Origin of the sequence: Microcoleus sp. OTE_8_concoct_300 (assembly GCF_031383065.1) — a bacterium.
Classification (GTDB): Bacteria; Cyanobacteriota; Cyanobacteriia; order Cyanobacteriales; family Microcoleaceae; genus Microcoleus.
The window spans coordinates 1-10,328 of record NZ_JANMZH010000222.1 but is presented as its reverse complement, the minus strand read 5'-3'; the positions used below and the strand labels follow the sequence as shown (position 1 = coordinate 10,328).

The following is a 10,328-nucleotide window of genomic DNA, read 5'->3' as shown; positions in this document are numbered from 1 at the left end:
TTTAGAATACTTTCATCAAGATATCGGAATCGAAGAAGGCGCTTCGGATTAAGATTTAATTTGATCGCTGGTATTTATAATTATGAACTTTCTTTAAAGACTAAATTAGAGATCGCCTGAGACTTTCGCAAGAGGTCTACTCTATCACTTTTTTTAAAGACTTAATTCCTTAAGTAAACATAAAGATAGTTGACAAAAATAAAGTTTTGTGTATTAAATGCTTCCTGAAAAAAACTCCGACCTCCCCAAGCTAGCGCTGTAGGTCGGCGGAGCATTCTATCAAACCTGCGATCGGAGAAATAGGTAAATTTTGATAGAAATTACTACATTTTATTGAGTTCCGATCGCAGCTCTTCCAACTCAGCGTCAATCACCTGACTCGACTCCGAGCTGCGAGCAGCAGTTTTACCCGCTGCCGGCAATTGACCTTGAGACACAGAACCTCCGGTCAGTTGAGCTTTCATCTGAGCTAACTCGTCGTCAACATCACCGCCGCTTTCGAGCAAGCGGAACTGTTCCTCTAAATTGCTGCCGCCGGCCGCCAGTTCTGCCGAAGCTCCCGCCCGAGCTTCTATCTGCAAAACTTTTTCTTCCATGCGATCGAAAGCTGCCATTGAACTGCCAGTATTCAGGGAGCCAATGGAATTGTTGAGCTGTTCCTGAGCCTTAGCAGCGGATATCCTCGCCTTGAGCATATCCTTCTTAGTCTTAGCTTCGGAAATCTTGCTCTCCAAACCGATCAAGTTGCGCTTGAGACTTTCCACCTGAGCCGATTGCTGATCCAGACTGGCTTTCAGGGTAGCCGCCGTTTCAGCGTGAGACTTTTTGCGCACCAGCGCTTCCCGGGCCAAAGTCTCGTCTCCTTTTTGCAGGGCTAGCTGAGCGCGCTGCTGCCACTGGTTAGACTGAGACTCAGCTTGATTGTACTGAGTCTGGGTGCGCTTTTGAGTGGCGATCGCGCTAGCAACGGCTTGACGCAACTGCACCAAGTCTTCCTGCATATCCGTAACAGACTGTTCTAAAATCTTTTCCGGGTCTTCAGCTTTGTTGACCAGATCGTTAAGATTGGCTTTGACGACTCGGCTAATGCGGTCAAATAATCCCATAATGCTATTTTTCCAGGGTGAGGTGTACGAAGTAGGCGGAAAGCAGGCTTTAGGCACTAGCCCGCAGTTGTGAAATTCACTCGTGCCAGATTTTTAGTGCGATTTAGTTTTTGGCAATTTTTGCAGACAGATAAATCCAGTTTAAAGCGATCGAGTAAGTGGTGCAGGCAAGCTTATTCATGCACCTATAGCGATTCTCAGATAAATGAGGTATACAGAAACCCTGTATTGTCAAGCTTTCCAGGTCAAAATTCGTACCTCACCTTTTTGAGAAAGGCTATATCTATTGAGTTTAACTTCGATCCGGGAATTCCCCAACAGGCTTCGAGCCATCTCTAGCTAGGCTGTTGAGAAGTTTTTGCTCGTCCCAACTATTGTTCTGCTGTTTGGGGTTCACGATGCAGGAGGCTCGCCCGACGGCAATTTGGGTGTATTGTTGCCAGGAAGCATTTGTGCTTTCATCGCCGCCAACTCGCTATCGACATCCTCGGCACCTTCGAGAGAGAGAAACTTCTTTTCTAAATCGTTAGTTCCGAGTTCTGCGATTGCTTCGGAGCGAGATTCTAGCTGCATGACTTTCTCTTCCATCCGTTCAAACGCGCTCAAAGCGCTACCTGTATTGAGATTGCCCATCATTTCTTGAAGCCTTTCCGAGGCTTTGGCCGATCGAGCTCGGGCAATGTACATATCTTTTTTAGATTTTGCCTCGGAAATTTTACTTTCCAGGGCCCGCATATTTTCTTTAAGTTGAGTCACAACAGCGTTCTGCTGTCCGAGACTAGCTTTCATCGCCGTTGCCGTTTCTTGATAAGATTTCTTGCGCGTCAGAGCTTCCCGCGCCAAATTTTCCTCGCCTTTTTGCAAAGCTAGCTGCGCCCGCTGGTACCATTCTGCGGCAGTAGACTCAGCTTGGGAACACTGGCGTTCAGTGCGTTTTTGAGCTGCAATCGCCCCTGCCACAGCTTGTCTGAGCTGCACTAAATCTTCCTGCATATCCATTACAGCCTGTTCCAGAATTTTTTCTGGATCTTCTGCTGCCCCGACCAAACTGTTAATATTGGCTCGAATCACTCGCCAAAGGCGATCGAATAATCCCATGAGGCCCGTCTCCCGATTTTAAACTTTAGAATTAAGACAGAGAAATCAGAATTAAAAACTAAAAATGAAAACTCATCAATCGTCTTTTTAATTTTTAATTTTGAAATTTTAATTCCCTCTAAGTTAGGTCGTCCTGATTATTTTTAGGATGGGTAAGCCGCGAGCGTTACCCATCAAAACTGAGCAAATGTTGGGTGAAGCGAAACGGAGGGTTCGTGCCGCCGGTCCAACCTACTCGCCTATCATCAGTTTAATTCTGCTTCATAAAACCTATCTAAACTTACCCCAAGTTACTTTAGATAAATTAGTGTTTACTGACAACGCTGTTGGGTTGTCGGCTATCCTAAGATAAGTAGGCTATCCCCCTCGAACCCTGGGTTCCCAGTTCAAAATGGTGATACTGGCGTTTAATTCACGGTCAATCGACATACCGCAGGATGGACAATCATAAGTCCTGATACGAGCGTGACCTATCTTGTTTGTTACCACAGTTTGAGCCAGTCAAAGAACTAGGGAACCATTGATCGACTAGCACTAAACTCGCTCCATACATCTTGCACCTATATTCAAGTTGACGCCTGAATTCATAAAACCCCAGGTCAGATATAGCCAAGCCAAGTTTATGATTAGCCATCATCCCTTTCACCTTCAAGTCTTCAATCTTAATCAGTTTAAAATTCTTAACTTTGGTAGTTGTCAACTTGTGTAATAACTCCTTACAAATCCCAGATATCCCGGAGTGCATCCGCGTCATTTTATTGTAGGTTTTGCGCTGGTTATTATAGCCTTTTACTTGTTTTGAAGCTTGACGTTGTAATATTGCTAGCTTTGTTTTCGCTTGCTTTAACGGTTTTAGTGCATCAAAAACTTGATTTTTTGACATCGTTGCAAAGGCTTTAATTCCTAGGTCAATACCTACTGATTCTTGGGTTTATTGGACTAACAAGTGCGCCGCCTCAACGCAGAATGAGACTTTCCCAACGACTTCCTTCTTTTGATAAGGTAAAAGTCTGGGAAACTTTCACCACATTCCAGTGGTTCATGACCTTGGAATGTCCCTAATGTAGGAATCTTAATCCTATTCCCAGCATTCAGTACAACCTTTGGCTTTGACGAATCTACTGTAAATGATTGACCATCTCGACGACTAGCGAATGTGGGATGGGCCCACTTGGATGAGCGATACCGATTAAAAGCATCCTTTAAATCAATTAATGCCTTTTGGTATACTCCGCTAGACACTTGATTCATCCAAGCAAATCCCGGTTGTTTTTTGACGTGATTGGTCAAAACTTTATTGAGTTCGTTAATCACTTTCGAGTCTGAAAGCTTGACGCGGCCATACATCCTCGCTTGAAAACTCAATCCCCTATTAAAAACAACCAGTCTCAATCCTGCGTGTTTCGCCATCAAAGTCGCTTCTCTATTATTTAATTTGAGTTATCGTTTGATAGCAAACATACTTAGACCTACCTAAAGTTGTGTTTGATCGGGTACAGTCTCGATGCCTCGACTTATTTAACACTCCAACTAATTTTCCCAACTCAGCAACTTTCCACAGGGAAGATTCCCGTAAAGATTAACTATGAGTAAGTTTAGCAAAGTATTTGGCGATTTCGTTGAACTCTTTGCCTAATTTAGGGCTGATAGTATTGCGGCTTCACCCCTTTTTCTTGGAGTTCTTTTACCAAAAGTTCTGCTGAGGCAGCATCGTTCAAAGCCCCCATTTGGATCTTGACACCCTTTGAGAAATTCCGCACGTAGGCATCGGGAACTGCGGCCCTGGCGATCTGCAGCGATTTTTCGTCGGTGTAATCGGTGACAACGTAATAGAAACCGTCGGCAGCCCGTGCAGGCCTTCCCAGCGGGGATGCGGCGGCTGGGGATGCGGCGGCTGGGGATGCTGTCGCTGGGGATGCTGTCGCGGGCGATGCTGTCGCGGGCGATGCTGCGGCTGGCTGGGCTGGGGAGGGTGTTGGAGGCAGTGTCGGCAGTGTCGGCACAGGCTGGGCGGCGCTGGGGCGGGGACTGGGAAGCAAAGCTGTGCTGAGATTGTTGAGTCCTTTTTCTCTCCCTCTGGCCGGATTGCCGTCTTCTGTCGGAATCGGGACAGCCGCGCCCGGACCCGGAGGCGCTGCCGGAGTGGGCGGGATTGATGCTTTTGGCGAGGGGGAAGGAATCGGGCTGGCTGTCGGCTTGACATTGCTGAGAGTGCTCAAATCTAGCTCGACAAATTCCTTGGATACCAGATTGGGAGCTTTCGGCAGTTCCTTGGTGCGGGTATCTGAGGTGGCACCAGAGGCGGGACTGTCGCTTGGAGAGGGTGCGCTGCGTGCGACCAAACGGTTCAGCCCGGCCATCTTAGCCAGACTTGACGGGTGCATGACTGCGTAGCCCAAAGCTGTGCAAGACAGCAGAAATAGCAGCATCGAACTCAGTCCCAAGGGAGTTAACAGACTCGCGGCTAAACTGCGTTCGACCGCAGGCTCGGCTTTTGAGTCATCCAAACTTTCGATCAGTTTTTCGCTTGATTCGAGATACTTGTTGGGTGCGAAGGCACTGCTAGATAATTTTGTGCCGCCCCTGGTAGTTGCTAGGGGGGCATCGCCCTGGAGGCCGGCAAGGGATAGGGGCAGGGATAGCGGCTGCTGGGTTTCCTCTGCCGCCTGCGGCAAATTTTGGGCTAGCTGTTGCTCACTTGTGGCTGTTTGCTTGCCGGTACGAACTGATGGGGACACCCACTGTTCGGCGCGCCGCCTGTGCCTTCTGTATTTTGTCAGTTCTGCTTCTAGGTTTACATCCAGACTCCCCAGGACTGCTTGCAAAGCAGGCTTGATTGGGGTTGAAGAGGATTGATGATTTGGGGATTCAACCGAAGAACGCTTACTCATTAGCAAAACTCCTACCGCCTCTGAATTGATTTTAATGTTTTGATTTTGACACTCCCGGGCCTAAAGGCGTGGGGATTCTTGCTGCGCAGGGATTCCCATGAATTTACTTGCAGGCAAGCATCACAGGCGGTATGCCCTACGGCTGCAAGCCCTCCCTTGAGAACTACTTGTGCGGCTGCGACATCTCTGTCGGTTGTATAGGCGCAATGGTGACACGAATGGACTCGTTCTGACAACTCTTTTTTGCCTGTTTCCTTAAGGCAATTGGGGCAGATTTCGCTCGGATTTTTGGCATCTACTTTCTGGAAATATGCACCGCGCTTGAAGCAAGTTTGCTCCAATCTGTTGAAGAATTGCCCAAACCCAGCATCTAAGTAGTGCTTACCTAACATCGCCGCTTTGGGCCCGACCAAATTAAAGTCTTCGACAAACACCATACCCGCGTCATCACAGATTTGATGTGACAACTTGGGATGCCAATCTTTTCGGCAGTTGGCAACATATTCATGCAGCAATGCGACTTTTTCCGCAGATATTTTCCGTTCGAGACGATTTTTTTCCGATTAACGCGCTGTTGCAGCAATTTAAGCTTGTGTTCTGCCTCAGCCCAAAAACTCGTTCTTTTAATTAAAAGTCCGTTAGAAGTTGCAATAAAATTAGTCAACCCTACATCCATTCCTACGGGATTTCCGTGAGGAATAGTATCGGGAATCGAGACATCCCATTGCAATAATGTCAACATTATGTACCAGCCAGGAGACCGTCTAACTAGGCGAGCTTGTTTGACGATTGCGCCCTGGGGGATGGGACGATCCTGCCAAAACTTTATGCAGCCAATTACAGGCAGTTTAAATCGGTTGCCTTGAGGGAAAGTTACACCCAACTGCGGTTCGTTGAAAGACCTCAGAGTTCCCTGTTTTTTGAACCGAGGGAACCCGTGGCTTTGCTCCCACATAGTGACGAAACTTTTTTCCAACCTCAAACGGGTTTGTTGCAGTAGGGTCGCGTTTACTCGCAGCAGTGCGGGGCTGGTTTTCCTGTATGTTGTTAAAGCCTTGCACTGACTTGAATAGGTCGGTAAGGGCCCGTCAGCAGGAATATTGTACTCGGAGCTTTTGGAGCAAGAGTTAATTTGACATTTGCGTGAGTTGTACCAGTCTTTGCGCTCTTTCAAGGCCGAGTTGTACACCTTGCGGCACTGTTCTAGCCAGTCTTCAAAAACTGCTATCTGTGTCGCTGTGGGCTTCAACTTAAATTCAAACGTCAAATTAAACACTTGCTTAACCTCCTTGACTTAGTATACAGCCGCCCTACAAATCCTCAAGGGGTTTCTTAAGATTAATTAAATTCGCTCGCTTATGGGCGAGGCTCTCACCCCATAATTTTGGTAGATATAAACAAGAAGCTTGAAAACTTGCCTATTTTAGGATTAGCTATTTTTGGCGTCAATGCAACAGGGGTCCGATCGCCTGCTGTCGATCGCCGGCAGCTATCTTTTCCTTTTCATTTGAAAACTTAATTGCTGCTGTGTCCCTGAGGCTGCTTACCGAGACTCTAAGCAGCTTTTGGTATCCGGAGATACCGCTTATTTATAACCTCTCCTACTCGTTCCGCATTTGTACTTCTTCTTGATCCCTGACCGCTTTATAAACCTTACCTCTGTGTTTACACTTAGAGGATGAGCCCGCACTGAGCTAATTGTTTCTATATATAACGAAATTATAAATAAATTATAAAATTCACTTATGCTCCGGGGATCGCTACAACCCATACAGAATAAAGGTTGGGATGCTTTAACACCTGTTAGCTCTGCAATGGAGAATTAGAGATGAAAATGATTCCCCTAAGAACTTTTATGCAAACCTCATTAACTTCAGCTTGTGGTCACTGTCGGCACTATACCCCTGAGGGGAGACGCGGGGGTGTTTGCGCTCTACTAGGCGGGTTTGTTCAAAGTCACTGGAAAGCTTGTTCTTTAGCAATTTCGCCTTTTGGGGCATCTTGGGAAAACATAGAAGAAATTGGACTGTGGCAAGAACAGACTCTGACGCTGCAGGAGGCTACCGTCACTCTTTCCGATCGCAATGCCTGCCAGCTTAGAGGCACAACGTTAAACGAAAAATCTGCAGCAGTCTGGGTTTAGTTAATCGGCAGCAGACAACTCATACCATTTTCGATTTTCGATTTTCGATTGGGGAATCACTGATGAATATCAGGGTTTGGATCTGGCAAAGCAGTTTCATTCTTTTTGGGAACTGGTATCAATACTGACACTTTTGGACGATCGGGTGCATTCGGCTCTACTAACTCATCACAATCGGCAGCATCTACTTTAATAGGAGCGCATAAAAAAACTGATTTCTTCATCCAGCTATGGCAGCCAAGGATATTGACTAAAATCAGGTTGCCGTTTTTCCAAAAAGGCTTGTTTGCCTTCGGCGCCTTCCTGGGTCATATAGTACAGCAAAGTGGCATTTCCCGCCAGTTCTTGCAAACCGGCTTGACCGTCGCAGTCGGCATTAAAAGCAGATTTCAAACAGCGAATCGCGATCGGACTTTTTTCGAGAATTTCTGCAGCCCACTGAATCCCTTCTAGTTCTAGTTGTTCGACGGGCACGACGCAGTTGACTAAACCCATTTCTAGGGCTTGCTGCGCGCTGTACTGGCGACACAAAAACCAAATTTCTCGGGCTTTTTTCTGCCCGACAACTCTGGCGAGATAGCTAGCTCCGAAACCACCGTCGAAACTGCCGACTTTTGGACCAGTCTGTCCGAAAATAGCATTGTCAGCAGCGATCGTCAAGTCGCAAATTAAGTGCAGAACGTGACCTCCTCCTATTGCGTAGCCTGCAACTAAAGCAATTACAACTTTGGGCATCGATCGAATCAACTTCTGCAAGTCGAGGACGTTCAAGCGGGGTATGCCACCTTCGTCTACATATCCCGCCGCACCCCTTACGCTTTGGTCGCCGCCGGCGCAAAAAGCGTATTTGCCGTCTGTATGAGGCCCCGCACCAGTGAAAAGGACAACGCCGATTTTTGTGTCTTCGCGGGCATCAGTAAAGGCCTCGCAGAGTTCCTGCACAGTTTTGGGACGGAAAGCGTTCCGTTTGTGAGGTCGATTGATGGTAATTTTGGCGGTACCGCCACTTTTGTGATAGAGAATGTCTTCGTAGGTTTTGGCGGTTTGCCATTCAATTTGCATAATCAATCAATTTTAGATTTGAGACCGAGCTGGGTTTATCAAGACAGCGACTTGTCGCTTTTAGATTTTACAGGACTGACGCACACTCTATCTGTAGGGTGTGCACTGCTTTTAGCTAGCCAGACGGGAATCCCCATAGGGTAAGTCGTACTCGACTTATCCCTGGGGATAAGAGTGGAGTGAGTTGACGATTGCACCGCCAAATAAATTGAAAAGCGATTCTCTCTTCTTTGCTCTATTTTGTTAAGGTCTGGGGAATAAAGGGGTAAGTACAGTAATTGACAGCCTGCATCCTCAATCAGTTGAGAGATACGTCCTCGTTTATGGAACGTGGCCTTATCAATGAGTGACATACTCCTACACCAACACAAGCTGTCACCATTGATGTAGGCTTCTGGGAGACTCCAGCTATTGCTTCGGACATTGACTGAGCTTTAAGAACGGGATGACCCACCGCTCTATTCTTTATATTTATTGCTGCATTATAATCGCGATCAATACTGCACCCACAGTGCCAACAATCGTGCCATCTTTCATGCAGCTTTTTCGGCACTTTTTCACCGCAACTCGAACAATCTTGTGAAGTGTTATAGGCACTTACTGGGACTACGAACAAACCAGCATTTACGGCTTTATTTGTTAATATCGACAGGAAGTTTGACCACCCAGCATCCAACACAGATTTAGCCAATATTGTACGGGCAAGTCCCTTGACATTCAAGTCTTCAACTGCAACAACATCATATTTCTTCAAGAGATTGTTAGCAGTCTTGAAATGAAAGTCTTTACGCTTGTCCGCTACTTTTTTGTGACACTTCCCTAGTTGCTTAACTGCTTTCTGCCTCCGGTTGCTGCCTTTCTTACGGCGTGAGACTCGCTTCTGCATCGTCCGTAGGCGTTTCCCGGTCTTGCGGTAATGTTGAGGGATTGCAACTGTTTCACCCTCTGAAGTTGTCAAGAATTCCTTCAAGCCAACATCAATTCCAGTAAGTTTATTTGGATTAAAATCTGGCTTAATCTCAGGAACTGTTGAATCTTCTAAGCTGAAAACCACATAATACCCATCAGCTTTTTTTGTAACAGAAGCGGTTTTTATTTGGAATTTATCCGGTAGAGAACGGTGCAAAATAACTTTAACTTTTCCGAGCATCGGTAAGTTGATTAAGTTATTTTGTAAGCACCCGTCTTTAACTTGAGGGTAAGTAAAAGTGCGGTAACGACTGCGTGATTTGAATCGAGGTCTACCGCTACGCTTTCCGTTGCTATCACCTTTGAGAAAACGATCGAAAGTTACCTTAACTCGTTTAACTACATCTTGGAGAACTTGAGAATAAACCTCGCCATACCAAGGGTGAGTTTTCTTGAGTTGAGGTAACGTCTTCTTCTGTGAATAGTAATCTGGATTGTCCCGTAGTTGGGGCAAATGGCAGACCAAAGGACAGGCATTGATGGGAGAACGATTCTGCTCGTACCAGTTAAAGCGATCAGCCAACAGAAAATTATATTGAGCACACATCATTGACAACCATCTGTCAATCTCAGCAGCTTGTAATTTTGTTGGGCGTAATCGATATTGGTAAGAGGTTCTCATTCCCTAGGATTCGTGAATCATGTTATAGGTAGGTTAACTTGCGTTTAACTCACTGTCAATGCCATTCCCGAAAAATAATACGTTTGGCGCAAAGAAACGGCTTAAACGCCCTCTAGATAAGGAAACGATTGCATTCAAAGGTTACGAAGACAAAGAGAAAGACTTAAAGCTGTCCCAGACTCGCCGGAACGTCTTAGAGAATTTGTTGATAAATTGATATGGGATCAAGAAGTATGATTGGTCAACTCCGTACCTACGTTGACCCGCCGGATCGATCCCACACTAACCTGATTACAGGTATAGAACCCATTTGACATCTTTTACGGTCTTGTGGTAACGTGACCGTAAAAGCATTATCCAGTAGCAGCCATGCCTTATTATAGCAGTCTAACGGATTCAGAATGGGAAACAATTGAACCAATACTACATGAGATATT

At 46.2% G+C, this 10,328-nt stretch carries 13 protein-coding genes and 2 pseudogenes; 2 read left to right on the top strand and 13 right to left on the bottom strand.

What is annotated here, in order from left to right:
* A pseudogene (locus ACUVJL_RS10720) lies at positions 1 to 120 on the top strand (IS5/IS1182 family transposase); the annotation flags it as partial.
* Positions 121 to 323: 203 nt separating this feature from the next.
* Here ACUVJL_RS10720 and ACUVJL_RS10715 read toward each other — a convergent pair.
* The 8 genes from ACUVJL_RS10715 to ACUVJL_RS10680 form a co-directional block, all read right to left on the bottom strand.
* Complete coding sequence (locus ACUVJL_RS10715) at positions 324 to 1,106, bottom strand: PspA/IM30 family protein (RefSeq protein WP_333133841.1); 783 nt, start codon at positions 1,104 to 1,106, stop codon at positions 324 to 326.
* Between the two features lie 393 nt (positions 1,107 to 1,499).
* Positions 1,500 to 2,204 (bottom strand): PspA/IM30 family protein, encoded by a 705-nt coding sequence (locus ACUVJL_RS10710; RefSeq protein WP_445174570.1) that lies wholly within the window; start codon positions 2,202 to 2,204, stop codon positions 1,500 to 1,502.
* Positions 2,205 to 2,561: 357 nt separating this feature from the next.
* Positions 2,562 to 2,693 (bottom strand): zinc ribbon domain-containing protein, encoded by a 132-nt coding sequence (locus ACUVJL_RS10705; protein ID WP_445245827.1) that lies wholly within the window; start codon positions 2,691 to 2,693, stop codon positions 2,562 to 2,564.
* Positions 2,650 to 3,087, bottom strand: coding sequence for an RNA-guided endonuclease InsQ/TnpB family protein (locus ACUVJL_RS10700; protein WP_445245826.1), 438 nt, complete (start codon positions 3,085 to 3,087; stop codon positions 2,650 to 2,652). The genes ACUVJL_RS10705 and ACUVJL_RS10700 overlap by 44 nt, the downstream gene beginning before the upstream one ends.
* A 56-nt stretch (positions 3,088 to 3,143) precedes the next feature.
* Positions 3,144 to 3,614, bottom strand: coding sequence for a hypothetical protein (locus ACUVJL_RS10695; protein ID WP_445245825.1), 471 nt, complete (start codon positions 3,612 to 3,614; stop codon positions 3,144 to 3,146).
* Positions 3,615 to 3,841: 227 nt separating this feature from the next.
* On the bottom strand, positions 3,842 to 5,095 hold the full coding sequence (locus tag ACUVJL_RS10690) for an SPOR domain-containing protein (protein ID WP_445245824.1): 1,254 nt from the start codon (positions 5,093 to 5,095) through the stop codon (positions 3,842 to 3,844).
* A gap of 11 nt (positions 5,096 to 5,106) precedes the next feature.
* Complete coding sequence (locus ACUVJL_RS10685) at positions 5,107 to 5,487, bottom strand: zinc ribbon domain-containing protein (protein WP_445245823.1); 381 nt, start codon at positions 5,485 to 5,487, stop codon at positions 5,107 to 5,109.
* Entirely contained in the window at positions 5,481 to 6,371 is an 891-nt protein-coding gene (locus ACUVJL_RS10680) for an RNA-guided endonuclease InsQ/TnpB family protein (RefSeq protein ID WP_445245822.1), read from the bottom strand. Before ACUVJL_RS10680 ends, ACUVJL_RS10685 begins: the two co-directional genes overlap by 7 nt.
* Positions 6,372 to 6,950: 579 nt before the next feature.
* Between ACUVJL_RS10680 and ACUVJL_RS10675 the strand changes: the two genes are divergently transcribed.
* Complete coding sequence (locus ACUVJL_RS10675; RefSeq protein WP_445245821.1) at positions 6,951 to 7,238, top strand: hypothetical protein; 288 nt, start codon at positions 6,951 to 6,953, stop codon at positions 7,236 to 7,238.
* 56 nt (positions 7,239 to 7,294) lie between these two features.
* Here the strand turns inward: ACUVJL_RS10675 and ACUVJL_RS10670 are convergent, their stop codons facing one another.
* From ACUVJL_RS10670 to ACUVJL_RS10650, 5 genes and pseudogenes are all read right to left on the bottom strand, one after another.
* Entirely contained in the window at positions 7,295 to 7,462 is a 168-nt protein-coding gene (locus ACUVJL_RS10670) for a hypothetical protein (RefSeq protein ID WP_445245820.1), read from the bottom strand.
* Positions 7,463 to 7,466: 4 nt separating this feature from the next.
* Positions 7,467 to 8,300: a 1,4-dihydroxy-2-naphthoyl-CoA synthase gene (menB, locus tag ACUVJL_RS10665; RefSeq protein WP_445245819.1), complete on the bottom strand. Its 834-nt coding sequence runs from the start codon at positions 8,298 to 8,300 to the stop codon at positions 7,467 to 7,469.
* Between the two features lie 230 nt (positions 8,301 to 8,530).
* Positions 8,531 to 8,647, bottom strand: a pseudogene (locus ACUVJL_RS10660) (transposase); the annotation flags it as partial.
* Positions 8,599 to 9,891: an RNA-guided endonuclease InsQ/TnpB family protein gene (locus ACUVJL_RS10655; RefSeq protein ID WP_445245818.1), complete on the bottom strand. Its 1,293-nt coding sequence runs from the start codon at positions 9,889 to 9,891 to the stop codon at positions 8,599 to 8,601. The gene ACUVJL_RS10655 and the pseudogene ACUVJL_RS10660, both read right to left, overlap by 49 nt.
* Before the next feature lie 253 nt (positions 9,892 to 10,144).
* A partial coding sequence (locus ACUVJL_RS10650; RefSeq protein ID WP_445245817.1) for a hypothetical protein occupies positions 10,145 to 10,328 on the bottom strand: 184 nt, incomplete at its 5' end.